Consider the following 17,491-nt stretch of genomic DNA (forward strand, 5'->3'; position numbering starts at 1 on the left):
AATAAAGTGAAAAAGCAATGATTTTGACATCAGCCAGCAAAAAAGACATCTTCAAGAAGCACGGTTTTAACAAATCTGAAAAAGATACAGGTTCTCCTGAGTCTCAGGTGGCTCTATTTACCGAGCGCATCAACCACATCACAGAACATTTGAAAGAAAACAAGAAAGATTTCGCTTCTCAGCAAGGTCTTATAAAGTTAGTAGGTAAGCGCAAAAGATTGCTTAGTTACCTAATGAGCACCAATATCGATCGCTACAGAGCGATTCTTGCTGAACTAAACCTTCGCAAGTAATAAAAACAAAACCCATTAAGGGAACCCTTTCAAGGTTCCCTTTTTGTGTTTTTAAACAATGCTGTTTTTCAATCTAAAACAGCTAAATTATCCTAAATTGTATGAAACCAACTGTAATAACAAAAACCTGCAAGCTGCCCGATGGACGTGAGATTTCTATCGAAACAGGTAAACTAGCCCGTCAGGCTGACGGTGCCGTTGTACTACGCATGGGTAACACCATGATTTTAGCTACCGTAGTAGCCAATCAAGAAGCAAAAGAAGGCGTAGACTTTCTCCCGCTTTCTGTTGATTATCAAGAAAAATTTGCAGCAACCGGTAAAATTCCCGGTGGCTTTTTAAAGCGCGAAAGCAAACTTTCTGATTATGAAATTTTAATCAGCCGTTTAGTAGACCGCGCTATACGTCCTCTTTTCCCCAGCGACTATCACGCTGATGTGCAAATTGCACTTTCTCTAATCTCTGGTGATGAAAACGCATTGCCTGATGGACTTGCAGCCTTTGCAGCTTCGGCAGCTTTGTCTGTAACAGATATACCATTTGATGGCCCTATTTCTGAAGTACGTGTTGCGCGTATCAACGGCAAATTTGTAATTAACCCAACATTAAAAGACAAAGAAACTGCCGACATAGACTTGATCGTGGCTGCTTCTATGGATAAACTGTTGATGGTGGAAGGCGAAATGAAAGAAGTAAGCGAAGACGATATGGTCGAAGCCCTTCGTGTTGCCCATGAAGCCATTAAAGAACAATGCAAGCTTCAGGTGGAGTTGACTAAGGCCCTGGGTAAAGAAACCAAGCGTACTTACAACCACGAGAAGAACGATGAAGAATTGAAAAAACAACTTTGGGATCTTCTATACCCTAAAGCTTATGAAGTAGCTTGCAGACTAACGGCTAATAAGAGCGAGCGTGCAGAAGCTTTTCATAAAGTAGAAGAAGAATACCTGGCTTCATTACCTGAAGATTCTACTATCGATAAATCACTGGTTAAGAAATACTACCACGAAATTCAGAACAAGGCATCTCGTAACCTTACGTTAGAAAAAGGCTTGCGTTTGGATGGTCGTAAAACCAACCAAATCCGCGATATCTGGAGCGAAGTTGATTATCTTCCTTCAGCACACGGTTCTGCTATTTTTACCCGTGGTGAAACACAATCATTAACTACTGTTACCCTTGGTACCAAGCTCGATCAGCAAATGATTGATGGGGCTATGTTCGAAGGCTCTAACAAGTTCATCCTACATTATAACTTCCCTGGTTTTTCTACTGGTGAAGTAAAACCTAACCGCGGTCCTGGCAGACGTGAAGTGGGCCATGGTAATTTGGCTTTACGTGCATTAAAACAGGTAATACCTGCGGATGCCGAAAACCCATATACCATCCGTGTTGTATCTGATATTCTTGAGTCTAATGGCTCATCTTCTATGGCAACTGTTTGCGCAGGTACTTTAGCTTTGATGGATGCCGGTGTGCCGATCAGCGGTCCTGTTTCAGGTATTGCTATGGGTATGATTTCCGATAGTAAGACTGGCAAGTATGCAATTCTGTCTGATATCCTTGGCGATGAAGATCACCTGGGCGACATGGACTTTAAAGTTACTGGCACTGAAAAAGGTATCACAGCTTGTCAGATGGACTTAAAAGTAGACGGTTTAACATACGAAACGCTTCGCGAGGCCCTTTTACAAGCCAAAGAAGGTCGTCTTCATATCTTAAACGAAATGAAGAAGACCCTTACTAAACCGAATACAGACCTTAAACCTCATGCACCACGTGCGGTAACCATCACCATCGACAAAGATCAGATTGGTGCGGTAATCGGCCCAGGTGGTAAAGTAGTACAGGATATCCAGGCTACATCTGGTGCAACCGTAGTAATCGAAGAAGTAGGCAATAAAGGTGTGGTGAGCGTATTTGCTACCAGCAAAGAGTCTATGGATAAGGCTGTTGGCCGTATTAAAGGCATTGTGGCTATTCCTGAAGTAGGCGAAGTTTATACAGGAAAAGTTAAATCAATTGTGCAATTTGGTGCATTCGTGGAATTCATGCCTGGCAAGGATGGATTACTGCACATTTCTGAAATTAAGTGGGATCGTCTTGAAACGATGGACGGTGTGCTTGAAGTAGGAGAGGAATTGCAGGTTAAATTGGTAGAAATAGACAAGAAAACCGGTAAATACCGTCTATCTAGAAAAGTACTTTTGCCAAAACCTGAAAAGAAAGATGGTGCTCCGGCTCCAACTTCTACACCAAACTAACGTTAAAAACTAAATTTGAAATTTGTACTTAATCTGAATGAAATGTTGAATTTGAAATTTCAGATTTTTTACGGAACTATCGAGAAATACTAAATTGTTGAACAGTAGCACGCAAGAATTGAATGAGACAGCTTAAGATCAGCAAACAGATTACTAACCGCGAAAGCCAATCGCTGGATAAGTACCTACAGGAAATCGGAAAGGTGGACTTGCTTACACCTGATGAAGAAGTAGAACTTGCAAAACGCATCAAAGAAGGCGATCAGATTGCTTTGGAAAAATTAACCAAAGCCAATTTGCGTTTCGTGGTGTCAGTAGCTAAACAATACCAGAATCAAGGACTTTCTTTGGGTGATTTGATCAACGAAGGAAACCTTGGTTTGATTAAAGCTGCTCAGCGTTTTGATGAAACCCGTGGTTTTAAATTCATTTCCTATGCAGTATGGTGGATTCGTCAATCCATCCTGCAAGCACTGGCTGAACAATCCCGTATTGTTCGCTTGCCGCTTAACCGCGTAGGTTCATTGAATAAAATATCAAAGACTTTTTCTGAACTGGAACAGAAATATGAACGCGAACCTTCACCTGAAGAATTAGCGGAAGTATTGGATGTTTCTACTGCAGAAGTAGTAGATACGATGAAGATCTCTGGTCGTCACGTGTCAATGGATGCGCCCTTCGTACAAGGTGAAGAAAATAGTTTATTAGATGTGTTGGAGAACGACAGTGAAGAAACGCCAGACTCTGGTTTGATGAATGATTCACTGCGTAAAGAAGTACAACGTGCACTTTCTACTTTAACACAACGTGAGGCTGATGTTATTACACTTTACTTCGGTTTGAATGGCGAACACGCCATGACGCTCGAAGAAATTGGCGAGAAATTTAATCTGACACGCGAACGCGTTCGTCAGATTAAAGAAAAAGCTATTCGCAGATTAAGACACACATCCAGAAGCAAGGCATTGAAACCTTATCTTGGCTAATGTTGTTGAAATATTAAAATGATTTAGAAGGGTCTCGCAAGAGGCCTTTCCTTTTTGTGGAAATTATAGATTTATCAATTCCCGGTTTGTTTTCAGGCAAACCACCTAATGACAAAAGATTATGGAACGCGAACACATTCAAGTACTTATCATTGGTTCAGGCCCGGCAGGTTACACAGCCGCTATCTACGCAGCAAGAGCTGGGTTGAAGCCTGTGCTTTACACCGGTGGACAACCTGGTGGTCAGTTAACGACCACCAACGATGTTGAAAACTTCCCTGGTTATCCGGAAGGTATTAATGGCCCGCAGATGATGATGGATTTGCAAAAGCAGGCAGAGCGTTTTGGCACGCAAGTGCGCTACGGTTTAGTTACGGCTGTAGACTTCTCTAGCTATCCGCATAAACTTACCATTGACGAAAAAACAGAAGTAGTGGCTGAGTCCGTCATTATTTCAACAGGTGCTACTGCTAAATACTTAGGCATTCCCTCTGAAGAAACATATGCCAACAAAGGGGTATCTGCCTGTGCGGTGTGCGATGGTTATTTTTACAGAGGTAAAGAAGTTGCTGTAGTGGGCGCTGGCGATTCAGCTGCGGAGGAAGCAACTTACCTGGCCAAGCTTTGTACTAAAGTACATTTGATCGTGCGCAGAGACGAAATGCGTGCTTCTAAAATTATGCAGCAGCGCGTAATGAATACACCCAATATTGAAATTCACTGGAATAGTGAAACAGAAGAAATTCTGGGTGACGACAGTGGTGTAACAGGTGCGCGCATTGTAAACGGTAAGACAGGTGAAAAGAAAAATCTGTCAGTGCAGGGTTTCTTCCTGGCCATTGGACACAAGCCTAATACAGACATCTTTAGAGGCTATATAGACATGGATGAGACTGGCTATATCAAAGTGCAGCCCGGCTCTACAAAAACAAATATAGAAGGCGTGTTTGCGGTTGGGGATGCTGCAGATAAAGTTTATCGTCAAGCCATTACCGCTGCTGGTACTGGCTGCATGGGAGCTTTAGATGCCGAGAAATTCTTACAAGCAAAAGAAGCGGTACACGCGTAGTGAACATGGTTGTTAGTTGATCGTTAGTCGTTGTTCGTGAATTCCAGGTGTACTTATTAACCACCAACTACGAACGATCTACGAATAACGAACAACCACCAACGATCAACGATATTCAAAATGAAATTAGACATACTCGTCATAGCTGCTCACCCTGATGATGCAGAGTTGGGTTGTGGAGGCACTATTGCAAAGCATACCAAGAGCGGTTTAAAGGTTGGCATACTTGACCTGACAAGGGGAGAGCTCGGCACACGTGGCACAATACAAACACGTGAGCAGGAGGCTAAAGCAGCCTCAACCATTCTAGGCATTCAGGTGAGAGAAAATCTAGGCCTTGCCGATGGCTTTTTCAAAAATGATAAGGAAAGTCAATTAGCAGTTGTTCAGAAAATTCGTAGCTATCAACCCGATATTATTTTAGCCAATGCCATTCGCGATCGCCATCCCGATCATGGAAAGGGTGCAAACCTGGCTGCCGATGCTTGCTTTTTGTCGGGTTTGTCAAAGATAGAAACCAAGGATGCTGCAGGTAATGTGCAGCAAGCCTGGAGGCCCAAGAATGTGTATCATTATATACAAAGCCAGTACATACAACCGGATTTTATTATAGATGTTAGCGATGAATGGGAACAAAAAATGGCTGCGATTAAGGCCTACAAAACACAGTTCTTTAGTAGTGACAGTACAGAACCTCAGACATTTATTTCGCGACCAGAGTTTATTAATTTTTTAGAAGGAAGGGCCATTGAGCTGGGCAATATTGCAGGCATTAAATATGCTGAAGGTTTTACAACGCATCGCTATCCGGTAGTAAACAAACTGACTGATCTTTATTAGTAATTAATATGGCAAGAAAGAATTTTTCCAGTGGTGCTAAGTGGGAAGACATCGTTGGCTATTCCCGCGCAGTACAAGTAGGGAATACATTAGAAGTAACCGGAACCGTGGCTACCGATGAAAATGGTGTAGTAGGCAAGGGTGATATGTATGCGCAAACAAAGTTTGCTTTACAAAAAATTGAAAAGGTGGTGAAAGAAGCCGGCTTCAGTATGGAAGATGTGGTACGTACACGCCTCTTCGTTACCGACATCAGTAAATGGGAAGAGGCAGGAAAAGCACATGCTGAGTTTTTCAGGATGATAAAGCCTTGTACTACCATGCTTGAGGTAAGTAAGCTTATAGAACCAGATTACTTGATTGAGATAGAGGCTACCGCTATCCGTCCTTAAGTACCACCGGGTATTTGGAAATTAGATACCGATTGGTATCTTTGTGTATGCGCAACCCGGAAGCCACCAAAGAGAACATTCTAAAAAAATCGGGTATACTCTTTAACACAAATGGGTATAAGGCTACTTCCATTAGCGACATTACCGAGGCTACGGGACTAACCAAGGGTGCTATTTACAGACACTTTGCCAGTAAAGATGAATTAGAGAAGGAGACACTCGCCTTCATGTCGGAGAAGCTATTTATTAAACTTCGCGCAATCGTAAGTTCAGAAAGGCATGCCATTAAAAAGCTCACGGCAATTTTTAAATTCTTTGAAGCTTACATCACAAACCCTCCTTTAAAAGGAGGTTGTCCGTTGTTGAATGCAGCCATCGAATCAGATGATGCACATCCAGTACTAAGAAAAGAAGCGCTTAAAATGTTAACGATATTAAGAACTTCAGTGATTACGATTTTACAAAATGGTATTGATAATAAGCAAATAAAAGCCGATACAGATAAAGCATTTTATGCTACACTGATTATTGGCGCCTTAGAAGGCGGTATTATGATGAGTAAGCTTGAAGGCAATAACACAGACATCTGTCGTATTACCAAACACCTGCAAAAGCAATTGGAAATGATAGCCACCTAAAATTTTTTAAACCAAAAGATACCAATTGGTATCTTCATGTTAAACCAAGATAATATCCCCACAACCAAAATTGTAACGAATGAAAAAGCTTATCAGTAAATCGATTGGTTTCTCACTGAACATACTTGCAAACATTGCTCCACGCAAAGCAGCACGCATGGGCTTTAATTTTTTTTGTTACCCTTTTCGCGCCAAGCTTACCGATAAGCACAAGGCTTTTTTATTTTCTGCAGAAAGATCCACGCTTGAATATAAAGGAGAGACTATTCAGTTATACAAGTGGGGGACTGGGGAACACGTTGTGCTGATGTTGCATGGCTGGCAGAGTCATACCTTCCGCTGGAAGAATTATGTTGAGTCTTTGGATAAAGAAAAATATACCATTTACTCCCTTGATGCACCTGGTCACGGATTAAGCAGCGGTAAATTTATGACGGTACCCCTTTACAGTGAAGTTGTGGAATTGTTTTTAAATAATGTCAGCAAGGTTGATACCGTGGTTTCCCATTCCATAGGAAGCTTCACGGCCATCTATACTTTCCACAGACTTTCTCATCTCTCACCGGCCAACATTATTGCATTGGCACCCCCCGGTGAAGCAGAGGATTTCTTTAACTTCTACACAAAAGAATTAGGACTCAGTAGTAAAACGGTAAAGCTGGTGGTTGATTATTTTGAAGCGCAAATCAAAAAGGCACCTTCTTACTTTTCAGCGCATAAGTTCGCGGCTACACTTACCAGTAAGGGTTTGCTTATACACGATGAAGAAGATATGGATACTTCAGTTGAAAACTCAAAACGAATACATAGTCAATGGAAAAATTCTTCCTTAATCGTTACGAAAGGGTATGGTCATAATCTTCGGTCAGAGCATGTCATCCGCCAAGTGATTGACTTTGTGGAGGAATCGACTCAAATGAAATCCGCACAAGCGGTCTGATTAGAATCTTTTCAGGGTAAGGTTAAGGTTTGCTACCGTTTCACTAATCCCTGGTCTGTGTCCCCACAAACCAGTATTATAAGATCATAAGACTTTTTTTACTTCGACTCGTTTCGGTCTGTGAGGACACAGACCGAGGTGGTTTTTACTCCTCCTCAGAGTCACTTGGGATGTGGGTAGGCATGAGCGTAAGGACTCTGAGGACTAAGAATTGATACCCTATGCAAAGTAGCCTCAGAATTCTTTTCGGGAAACGCTGAGGGGAAGTAAATGTTGTTTCGGTCTGTGAGGACACAGACCGAGGATGGTGATCAAAATCTTTTTAAAGCAAGATTTGCTACCGTTTCGCCAATGGCCAGCGATGAGGTGGCAGCAGGAGAGGGCGCATTGCAAACATTGATGGCGTGCGCTTCTTCTAGAATCATAAAGTCATCGACCAAACCACCGGTGCGATCGCAGGCCTGTGCACGCACCCCCGCGCCACCTTCTACTAAATCCTGCTCTTCAATTTCAGGAATGAGTTTTTGAAGGGCTTTAGTAAAGGCAGCTTTAGAAAATGAACGATACATTTCACCTAAACCTGTACGCCAGTATTTAGCCATTACTTTTTGAAAACCTGGCCATGCCAATGATTCTGCCAACTCACGCAAATTGATATCTGATTTCTTATAGCCTTCGCGTTGAAATGCAAGCACAGCATTAGGGCCTGCTTCCACGCCACCTTTCATCATGCGTGTAAAGTGCACACCCAGAAAAGGGAAATTTGGATCGGGTACAGGATAGATCAGGTTCTTTACCAGATACTTCTTCTCTTCTCTTAATTTAAAATACTCTCCCCGGAATGGAATGATTTTGACATCTACTTTTTTAGAAGTAAGTCTTGCCACCTTATCAGAGTATAAGCCTGCGCAGTTAATAACGAGTGAAGTATTGTAAGAACCTTTTTGTGTAATCACAACCTGCGTACCCTGGTTATCCTGTATTTCAATTACTTTTTCACCAAAGCGAATTTCTCCGCCTTGTTGTTGAATCAGCTCGGCATATTTTCGGGCCACTACCGCATAATCAACAATGCCGGTTTGAGGAACAAAAATACCAGCTATACCTGCCACATGCGGTTCGTATTCTTTCAGTTCTTCTTTACTTAATTGCTTGAGCCCTGTTAATCCGTTTTGCAAGCCACGGTCTCCAATATTTTTAAGTGCTTGTAATTCTTTCTCTTCCGTAGCCACAATGATTTTACCACACAAATCGAAAGGCACATCATTGGTACGGCAAAAGTTAACAAGCTGATGATAGCCGCTTATACAATTCGTAGCTTTAAGACTTCCGGGTTTGTAGTAAATACCGGAGTGAATGACACCGCTGTTATTACCCGTTTGGTGCCTGGCTACTTCAAGTTCTTTTTCAATAACCAATACCTTTTTATGATGAGGTGCGGCTGACAAGCGAAGTGCAGTGGCCAGGCCTACAATACCACCACCCACAATGATACAATCGAATTTCACAGTGCTGAATTTTGGCAAAGGTAGGTTTTGACGAGCGAGCCTACAAGTGCTACGCCTTGATGGGGCGAATTCTTACGGTCAGCGAGGGCTCTACAATTACAAAATGATTTTTAGGAATCATCGACCAATGCTCATCATCTGTAAGTTTTTCAGAAACAATCAGCACAGCCTGATCATCATCCTGCGGTGCGTCCAGGTAAGAGACTCCGTCTTCCACTACATAACGGGCACCTTCTGAATGATAGAGGGTGCGGGGTTCATGCTGGATATCGGTTACATAGCGGGAGGCAATAATAAATTCCCCGTTGGTGATTACCAGGTTGAGGAATGCAGGTTCCTCGATACCATGTTTTTTCAGAAGCGACTTCACATGGGCAAAGGTGTATTCGTAACTCTCGATAATACTATCAACAGTGAAAACACCTTTCCCGGTTAAGATATGATTAATCAGAAAAGCAAAAAGATGTTCAGAGTCAGTTTGACCTTTAATCCAGTGATACATCTCATCGCTTAATCCATCGCGTAACTCCCTTTTGATCTTTGAAAAATTGTGAACGTTACCGTTGTGTGCCATTAGCAAAGCGCCATACTGAAAAGGGTGACAGTTTGCCTCAGATACGCCACCCACACTGGCTGCCCTGATGTGCGCTAGCAAACAATCTGTTTTTATTTTAGCAGAAAGACTCCGCAGGTTTCTATTGCTCCAGGCGGGGTTAAGCGAAATGAAAGTGGCTGGTTCTTTGGATATTTCTTGCGCATACCAACCTATACCAAAGCCATCTCCATTCAGGGGTTCATCCATCTCCCTGGCTTTAGTGCTTTGTTGGATCAACGAATTGTTGGGTTTGTACAACAGTTCATCAAAAATAATGGGCGTTCCTTTATAGGCTAATAATCTGCACATAACTAAAAGGTAAGGCAAGAAAATTAGAACAGAGCAGATTAATAATCAAAGTAAATTATACAGTAGGTATAGCGTTGATTAAAACTGATCCTCTATTTCTGCTCTGTAAATAACAACGATGCAGAGTTAAGGCAATAGCGTAGCCCTGTTGGCTTGGGACCATCGGGAAACACATGGCCTAGATGGCCACCACAACGACTACAGACCACTTCTTCACGTGTCATGCCGTAGCTTTTATCAATAACAATGGCTACGTTTTTTTTATCGAGGGGCTGGTAGAAGCTTGGCCAGCCAGTTCCTGATTCAAATTTTGTTTCCGAACTGAAAAGTGGAAGCTGGCAAGCGGCACAAGTGTAGATACCCTTTTTATGGTTATCCCAATATTTACCGGAAAAAGCTCTTTCAGTGCCCTTTTCGCGTAAAATATTAAACTGCTCCGGGCTTAGTTGTTTTTTCCATTCTTGTTCCGTTTTTACAACCGAGTAGGCAGGCTTCTCTTTTTGCACCTCTTCTTTACTCTTTTGTGAGCAGGCCATCATGGTAGGAAGCATAAACAATAAGACAAAAAATATTCTGAGTACTTTCATAAGATTCTGTTAAATAATGATACAAATACGATAAAAACGGGCTTAGAGATTGTCAATTGAACAACATTTGCCCCTTTTCCTTACATCTAACCCCGCAGATCAAAAAATGTTGATAAAAATCCCCAATACTGGCTTAATTTTGGTAGCTTTTGAAAGAAAGTGTATAATTACCTTTCCTATGAAACGTGGAATCTTTCTTTTGGCCTTAATCCTCATGGCGAGTACTGCCTTTGCGCAGGACTATAAGCTTCACCCTGTTTATATTTTCAGCTTCACCAAATACATTATTTGGCCTGATGCTTATAAAGAAGGTGATTTCGAAATAGTGGTGTTGGGCGATTCTCCCATTGTAAAGGAGTTGAATGCCATGGCAAGTGCAAAGAAGACGCCAGACAACCGTAAAATTGTAGTGACAAAAATTAACTCGCCAACAGAGATAAAGAAATGTAATGTGCTTTTTGTTCCGGCCAGTAAATCCAAGGCTTTGACAGAGGTACTAAGCAAGGTGGGATCACAATCGATATTAATCATCACTGAGGAAGAGGGCCTGGGCGCTAAAGGTTCAAACATCAATTTTGTCATCAGAGAAGGAAAGCTGTTTTTCGAGCTTAATCAGGGCAGCATGAATAAACAAAACTTAAAAGCGTCAACGGAATTGTCGCGTTTAGCAATTCAGATTTAACTATGAGCATGGAAAATCAAGAGTCAAAAAAGAAAGGGATCAGGATAGGAATTGGCCAGAAAATTTTAGGCGGGTTTATTATTCTGATATTGTTATTTGTTATTAATGCAGTTGTCATTTTCTCTGTTGGTAATGTGATCAACGGTGTGGCCAAAAAATCTGCAGATACTTATCGCCCTTCTAAAGATGCACTCAATGAGTTTATACTAACCGTTACCAAAGCTAAAATGCTGGTAACAAACTGGGTTTATCTTCAAACTAACCAGGACGATAAGCAGGCGCTGCGTCAGTTGCAGGATTTCGATTATCCGGCTTTAAAAGATAAGATTCAGAAATTGATGGTGAACTGGGAAAGTGACAGTCAGCGTATGATGATGGACACCATCTTCCATGAGTTTGATACATTACTTTCTATACAAAAGGAGACCATTATGGCTAATCTCCAGACGTTTGAGAACTATGAGGATATGCTTACCAAGCTATTAGCTGAAGATGCGATTGAGAGCCAGGTAATTCCACGTACCAATAACATCATAGGCATGCTTAATAAAGTAGCGGCCCAGCAAACCAGCATCAGTAATGCTGCGGATGATGAAGTAATCAGTTCAGTGGATAACCTGACCAGTGTAACCATTTTGCTGGCAATAGTAATGGTAATACTTGGTCTGGTCAGTGCTTTTCTGTTGATGCGAAACATAACTGTACCGATCAACTTCCTGAAAAACGTTGTTGTGAAATTAGGTAGGGGAGAGTTAGTGGAGGACAAACAAGCTAAGGTGAGCAACGATGAAATTGGAGAAATGTCACGCGCCATGGATAACCTGGTAGCAGGCTTACGGGCCACAACTACTTTTGCAGAGAATATTGGTAACGGTAACTACAAATCTGACTTTAGTCCGCTAAGTGAGCACGATGTATTAGGTAATGCCCTGATTAACATGCGTAATAACCTGGAGAAAGTGGCGGAGGATGATAAAAAACGTAATTGGGCTACAGAAGGACTTGCCAAGTTTGGTGAGCTATTGAGAACGAACAACAATGATGTTCAGAAACTCTCTGAAGAGATTATAGCCAACCTGGTTAAGTACATTAAAGGTAATCAGGGTGCCATTTACATCATTGATGATGAAGAGACAGAAGGTGAACAGACCATGTCAATGAAGGCTTGCTATGCCTGGGATAAAAAGAAATATCTTAATCAGAAGATTTTTAAAGGTGAAGGACTGGCTGGACAAGCTTGGCAAGAGGGAGATTCTATTTACCTGACGGAGGTGCCACAGAATTATATACGCATCACCTCAGGTTTAGGAGATGCCAATCCTTCCAGTGTGTTGATTACACCATTAAAGCTAAATGATCAGGTATTCGGTGTTGTGGAAGTTGCCTCTTTCAGTGTCTTCCAGGATTTCGAAATAGATTTCGTGAAGAAAATGGCTGAGAGCATTGCTTCTACTATTTCATCAGTAAAGGTAAATGCAAGAACACAACGCCTGTTAGAGGAATCTCAGGAGATGACCGAACAAATGCGTGCACAAGAAGAAGAGATGCGCCAGAACATGGAAGAACTGCAAGCCACACAAGAAGAAATGGCGCGCAAGGAAAAGGATATGCTCAAGCAATTGAACGAACTTCAGGGGCAGGTAAAAAGATAGAAATTACGAATTGCCCCAAATGCAAAAAAGCTCCGCGTCCCGGAGCTTTTTTGTTACCTAAACCTAAACCTATGAGAAGAATTTCTCTACTCGATTATTCTTAACGTAGGTCGTAGTGTTTGGTTGCAAAGAAATCACAAAAAGTCTTTTAAGCGTCCTCCTTTATGATGAACGGATTATGCTATCGTTTGCAGGAAGAAATTAGCCTTATTTTTTTATTTTCTTACTAAAGACTTTCTCAAATTTCTCCAGTTTCGGAGCTATTACATAAGAGCAGTAAGGTGCTTTGCCGTTAAGATTGTAATAGTTCTGATGATAATTTTCTGCTGGATAGAATACCACCGCCTGGGTTATTTCCGTTACTATAGGTTTATCAAACGCACCTGCAGCATTAAGTTTTTGCTTGTATTCTTCTGCAAGTTTTTTCTGTACATCACTATGATAAAAAACGGCAGACCTGTACTGCGTTCCCACATCGGCACCTTGTCTGTTCAGGGTAGTAGGGTCGTGTGTTTGCCAAAAGATCTCCAGTAACTCTGTAAAACTGATTTTGCGTGGATCAAAAGTAATTTGAATGGCTTCTGCATGTCCGGTAAGCCCGGTGCATACCTCTTTATAGGTAGGGTTCTTTACAGCACCACCCGTGTAACCCGAAACTACTTTTTCAACGCCCTCTACACGCTGAAAAATTGCTTCAGTACACCAAAAGCAACCATTGCCAAAAGTTGCCACCTCTAAATTACCATCTGAACTCGTCATGCTTGTATTTTGTTTAGTTTGACTGAAAGCCAATAGCGGCATCAGTACCATGAATAAACTGATTGTTCTCATAGTGTACTAAACTATTCAAGAGACCTAAAAGTTTAAAGAATATGCCTTAAAGTCGGTAGAAAGACGAAAGTGAACTTTCTACTTGTTTCAGAAGATTTTCCCTTGCCTGTTTCAACATTAAATCACTGTTTGGCTCTGGCTCAGACTTTGAGCAGGCTTTGCGAATTCGTTCAGGTATGGCGCGCGTATCACCGGAGCATCGTGCCCAGGTATCGCTCCAGGTGCCTGTTCCTGTAAATTCGTTATTCATAAGTTGTTTGGCCGTTTCTTTTTCCTTTATGGTAAGTCTCACCGATCCTTGCGAGGAGGCTTTCTTTTCGTATAAAGTGCTTCTGCCACTAACCCTTTCATAAACCCTTACCTTTTTACCACCCATGGTGCGCTCCACCTGCACACTGTCTGTGTGAGAAGTCTCAGTCTTTGTCGTAGCAGGACGTCCTTCATTGTAACCTAATACCTCAATGAGGAGGGTATGGTGTATAGGAGCCTCTTCAGCTTCTGCTTGTGCTGTGGTATAAAACTTGGTAAAAGGCAGCTTCAGGTTATTAATCAAAGGCTCCACAGCCACCCAGTTATTGCGGTAGACTTGCTGTGCGTAGACAATGCGAAGTGTTGCATCATATTCAGCCTTGTGCTGCAGTTCCACAACATCTTTAATGCCGGGATCAAAATTGTTGGCTTCCTGAAAAAGATAAAAAGCTTCAATGGCGCCTGCTCTGGAGTTTTTCATCATGGCCTGAATGCCTGCTTCATAACTCTCCTCGGCTGCTTTTTTCTTCAAGTCAGCTATTTCATTAAACTTACTTACCGGGGTTTTTATAATGCCTAAGGCAGCTGGTGAGGTTTTAATCTGATCGTGCAATACGTTGATCTGTGAATAATAGTTAATAGCCTGCTTCCATTTAAAGGGGGCATCAGATGCGATTGTACTTTGAGCCTGTGTTTCCAGAAAGTCTACTGCCAGGGGATAAGAAAGGCGTAAAGCCTCCTGAGATTTTTCATGATCAGGCTTTTGCCGTAGACGCTCTACAGATTTTACAACTGCAGCATAATAATCACCTTTTTCATAGGCCTTTTTACCTGAACTACAGGCAATTGAAAGAACGGCCAAAAACAAGGACAGAGACAGGGAAAAATGTTTCATAACGCAAAAAGATAGGGTTAGGGGAACTTTTGCAAATTCAATGCCTGAAATTAACCTTTAACCGGATAGAAATAAATTAAAATATCATCTAAAAGATTGCGCCAATTGCCCCAGGAGTGGCCTTCATTAACTTCTTTATACTGATAGGTGCATGTATTCTTGTCTAAAATAGATTTCATTTTTAATGCACCCTCTTGTGCATCGTTAATAGTGCCGGTTGTCATAAATACTTTTACTGGTGGTTTTTCCGGATTGTCGCAAGTAGTGTAGATGGCGGGTTTAAACCAGAAGGCAGGCGATTGTATGCCAGCCAGACCGAATATGTCAGGGCGGGAAAAGGAAAAGTAAGCAGCCGTTAACCCGCCCATGGACGTACCAAGAATGCCGCGTTCGGCTGCGTTTCTGCTTACCGGATATTTTGATTCAATCAGTGGTATAAACTCATCAACAAAAAAGTTGAGGTAATTTTCGTTCATAGCCAGCTCTGTCATGCGCCTGTTGTTTAGTCTGTTAGCAGGCTCACGGTGATCAATGAAAACCGCTATGATAGGTGTTACCTTTTGCTGGTGAATAAGGTTATTGAGTGATATGAGGATGTTGCCCATGTTTTCATGGAGATATTCGAAACCATCGGTAACATATAAAACCGGGTATGTTTTATCGGCTGAAAAACCTGGTGGCAGATAGACGGAGTACATTAACTGATAGGAAAGTAGTTTACTGTTAACCAGAACATCGCGTATCATTTTACCCTGAGGTACTTCATCCCGAATAAGGGTCATCTCATCCGCTTTCCAGTCAGGCATGCGCAACTCTGAATTGGGACTACCGCCACCTACGCCCGACCATTGATGGTTTGGGTTGATGGGATCCAGTATCCATAGATTATTGTCAATAACAATTTTATAGTCCAGTCGGGCATCTGTTGGAAAACTTGCTTTAAGGTACCAGAGATCAGCACCAGGAATGCGTATACCAGTATTATTAAAGGTTTTATTATAACCCCAGGCATTGAAGTCACCCATCCACTTTACTTCATTGGCAGCACCCTTAAATAAAAACAAGACAGAATCTTTCACCACAAAAGGAATCTGGTTTTTGGAAACTATCGCATTAAAAGTCTGTTCTCTTGTCGTTGGCTCCTGTAATGCTTTGAGCAGGGTTGAAATTGAGGCTTCAGGTTGTGCCTGAGCACCAACATAACAGAAGAAAAGCAAACACAGGAATATGCGCATAGTTATATAGTTACTTCATCGTGGTCATCTACACGCAGGCAAAGCAAACCTGCGATAATCATAGAAACGCCACCGGTTACTAAGATATAAATCGATTCGCCATGAAAGAAATGGTTGAGCATTAATCCCAGCACAGTACCAGCAATAATTTGTGGTATAACAATGAAGAAGTTGAATACCCCCATGTAATAGCCCATTTTTTCGGAAGGAAGAGAGCCGGATAACATGGCATAAGGAACCGACAAAATACTGGCCCAGGCAATACCAACCCCAATCATGGAGAACCAAAGCATTTGCGGATCTGAAATAAAATAGAAGGAGATTAACCCAATTCCACCACAAGCAAGTGCAATCAGGTGCGTAACGCGTCTGCTTGTATACTTTGCTAATACAGGAAGTAATAAGGCAGCTAAAGCCGCTATACCATTGTAAACACCAAATAGCAGACCAACAAGATCAGCACCATCGTTGTAAGCCGTGGTTGTAGGATCGGATGATTTAAAAATGTAACTCGTAACAGCCGGAGTGGTGTATATCCACATAGCAAAAAGTGCAAACCAGGAGAAGAACTGCACATAAGCAAGCTGAATCATGGTTTTGGGCATGGTGTTAAAATCTTTTACAATGCTAACCAGACCAAGATAAGACCTGCCTTGGCTAATGTAGACAGCACCAAGAATATGCACTACACCAAAAACACCAAAACCAAAAGTTAATACGTACAACTCTTTTTCTAAAGCGAGAAAGTAAATGATGGCAGTAAAAACTAAGCTTATCGATAAAAGTAAAATACCGATGTCAAAAAACTTCTTGCGGTAAAATTGCTCGTTATCAATTTTTCTTCTCTCTCTGTTCGATAATTGATTTTCTGTTTCAGCATCTGGCGGATATTCTTTGGTGCTGAATACAGTCCACATGACAGTAAGAAACAACATAAAGGCACCCAGGTAAAATGAGTATTTAACAGAATCAGGAATAACACCAGCTTCTGTTGCTGTATTAGAAATATTTAGCCAATTAGTGAATACCCAGGGAAGAAATGATGCAACAATAGCCCCAATGCCAATGAAAAAACTCTGCATGGCAAAACCACTTGTTCTTTGCGAGGGAGGCAGCATATCACCCACAAAAGCGCGAAAAGGCTCCATACTGATGTTAATGGAGGCATCCATAATCCAGAGTACACCAACCGCCATCCAAAGCATGGTTGAGTTGGGCATCATACACAAGGCGATTGATGCCAGCAATGCTCCTATAGCAAAGTATGGCCTTCTGCGACCCCACTTCTTGTGCCAGGTGCGATCGCTGTAAAAACCGATAATGGGTTGAACAATTAAACCAGTAATGGGGGCGGCCAACCAGTAAAGCGCGAGGTTAGAAGTATCTGCGCCTAAAGTTTCGAATATGCGACTGGTGTTTGCATTTTGTAAAGCAAATCCAAATTGTATACCCAGAAACCCGAAACTCATATTCCAGATTTGCCAGAAACTTAAACGCGGCTTGGTTGAGGTAGATGATAAAGACAT

At 41.8% G+C, this 17,491-nt stretch carries 17 protein-coding genes; 10 read left to right on the plus strand and 7 right to left on the minus strand.

Annotation, left to right across the window (positions count from 1 at the left end):
• Window positions 1-17: 17 nt before the first annotated feature.
• The 8 genes from rpsO to ACO1XM_RS14380 all read left to right on the plus strand — a co-directional run bounded on the left by rpsO (window position 18) and on the right by ACO1XM_RS14380 (window position 7,422).
• A complete protein-coding gene (gene rpsO, locus ACO1XM_RS14345) occupies window positions 18-293 on the plus strand; it encodes a 30S ribosomal protein S15 (protein WP_486230151.1) in 276 nt (91 codons plus the stop codon).
• Between the two features lie 101 nt (window positions 294-394).
• The gene (pnp, locus tag ACO1XM_RS14350) at window positions 395-2,557 is read left to right on the plus strand and encodes a polyribonucleotide nucleotidyltransferase (protein ID WP_486230153.1); all 2,163 of its coding nucleotides are present in this window, start codon (window positions 395-397) and stop codon (window positions 2,555-2,557) included.
• Window positions 2,558-2,679: 122 nt separating this feature from the next.
• The gene (locus ACO1XM_RS14355) at window positions 2,680-3,543 is read left to right on the plus strand and encodes a sigma-70 family RNA polymerase sigma factor (protein WP_127123769.1); all 864 of its coding nucleotides are present in this window, start codon (window positions 2,680-2,682) and stop codon (window positions 3,541-3,543) included.
• 121 nt (window positions 3,544-3,664) lie between these two features.
• Window positions 3,665-4,612, plus strand: coding sequence for a thioredoxin-disulfide reductase (gene trxB / locus ACO1XM_RS14360; RefSeq protein WP_486230156.1), 948 nt, complete (start codon window positions 3,665-3,667; stop codon window positions 4,610-4,612).
• 120 nt (window positions 4,613-4,732) lie between these two features.
• A complete protein-coding gene (gene bshB1 / locus ACO1XM_RS14365) occupies window positions 4,733-5,452 on the plus strand; it encodes a bacillithiol biosynthesis deacetylase BshB1 (RefSeq protein WP_486230158.1) in 720 nt (239 codons plus the stop codon).
• Window positions 5,453-5,460: 8 nt separating this feature from the next.
• A complete protein-coding gene (locus ACO1XM_RS14370) occupies window positions 5,461-5,844 on the plus strand; it encodes a RidA family protein (RefSeq protein ID WP_486230160.1) in 384 nt (127 codons plus the stop codon).
• A 47-nt stretch (window positions 5,845-5,891) separates the two neighbouring features.
• On the plus strand, window positions 5,892-6,482 hold the full coding sequence (locus ACO1XM_RS14375) for a TetR/AcrR family transcriptional regulator (RefSeq protein ID WP_486230162.1): 591 nt from the start codon (window positions 5,892-5,894) through the stop codon (window positions 6,480-6,482).
• 79 nt (window positions 6,483-6,561) lie between these two features.
• Window positions 6,562-7,422: an alpha/beta fold hydrolase gene (locus tag ACO1XM_RS14380; RefSeq protein WP_486230164.1), complete on the plus strand. Its 861-nt coding sequence runs from the start codon at window positions 6,562-6,564 to the stop codon at window positions 7,420-7,422.
• A gap of 311 nt (window positions 7,423-7,733) precedes the next feature.
• Here the strand turns inward: ACO1XM_RS14380 and lhgO are convergent, their stop codons facing one another.
• The 3 genes from lhgO to msrB form a co-directional block, all read right to left on the minus strand.
• Window positions 7,734-8,930 carry an L-2-hydroxyglutarate oxidase gene (gene lhgO, locus ACO1XM_RS14385; protein ID WP_486230166.1) on the minus strand — a complete coding sequence of 399 codons (1,197 nt, stop codon included), beginning with the start codon at window positions 8,928-8,930 and terminating at the stop codon, window positions 7,734-7,736.
• Window positions 8,931-8,979: 49 nt separating this feature from the next.
• Window positions 8,980-9,834, minus strand: coding sequence for a class II glutamine amidotransferase (locus ACO1XM_RS14390; RefSeq protein ID WP_486230168.1), 855 nt, complete (start codon window positions 9,832-9,834; stop codon window positions 8,980-8,982).
• A gap of 92 nt (window positions 9,835-9,926) precedes the next feature.
• Complete coding sequence (gene msrB / locus ACO1XM_RS14395) at window positions 9,927-10,421, minus strand: peptide-methionine (R)-S-oxide reductase MsrB (RefSeq protein ID WP_486230170.1); 495 nt, start codon at window positions 10,419-10,421, stop codon at window positions 9,927-9,929.
• 178 nt (window positions 10,422-10,599) lie between these two features.
• Between msrB and ACO1XM_RS14400 the strand changes: the two genes are divergently transcribed.
• Both ACO1XM_RS14400 and ACO1XM_RS14405 read left to right on the plus strand, forming a co-directional pair.
• Window positions 10,600-11,103, plus strand: a complete 504-nt coding sequence (locus ACO1XM_RS14400) for a YfiR family protein (RefSeq protein ID WP_486230172.1) — start codon at window positions 10,600-10,602, stop codon at window positions 11,101-11,103.
• An 8-nt stretch (window positions 11,104-11,111) separates the two neighbouring features.
• Window positions 11,112-12,755 (plus strand): GAF domain-containing protein, encoded by a 1,644-nt coding sequence (locus ACO1XM_RS14405; protein ID WP_486230175.1) that lies wholly within the window; start codon window positions 11,112-11,114, stop codon window positions 12,753-12,755.
• Window positions 12,756-12,962: 207 nt separating this feature from the next.
• Here ACO1XM_RS14405 and msrA read toward each other — a convergent pair whose 3' ends face one another.
• From msrA to ACO1XM_RS14425, 4 genes are all read right to left on the minus strand, one after another.
• The gene (gene msrA / locus ACO1XM_RS14410; RefSeq protein ID WP_486230242.1) at window positions 12,963-13,514 is read right to left on the minus strand and encodes a peptide-methionine (S)-S-oxide reductase MsrA; all 552 of its coding nucleotides are present in this window, start codon (window positions 13,512-13,514) and stop codon (window positions 12,963-12,965) included.
• A 118-nt stretch (window positions 13,515-13,632) separates the two neighbouring features.
• Complete coding sequence (locus tag ACO1XM_RS14415) at window positions 13,633-14,730, minus strand: hypothetical protein (protein ID WP_486230177.1); 1,098 nt, start codon at window positions 14,728-14,730, stop codon at window positions 13,633-13,635.
• A gap of 50 nt (window positions 14,731-14,780) precedes the next feature.
• Complete coding sequence (locus tag ACO1XM_RS14420) at window positions 14,781-15,965, minus strand: alpha/beta hydrolase (RefSeq protein WP_486230178.1); 1,185 nt, start codon at window positions 15,963-15,965, stop codon at window positions 14,781-14,783.
• 2 nt (window positions 15,966-15,967) lie between these two features.
• The gene (locus ACO1XM_RS14425) at window positions 15,968-17,491 is read right to left on the minus strand and encodes an MFS transporter (protein WP_486230181.1); all 1,524 of its coding nucleotides are present in this window, start codon (window positions 17,489-17,491) and stop codon (window positions 15,968-15,970) included.

This window comes from Chryseotalea sp. (assembly GCF_057350905.1).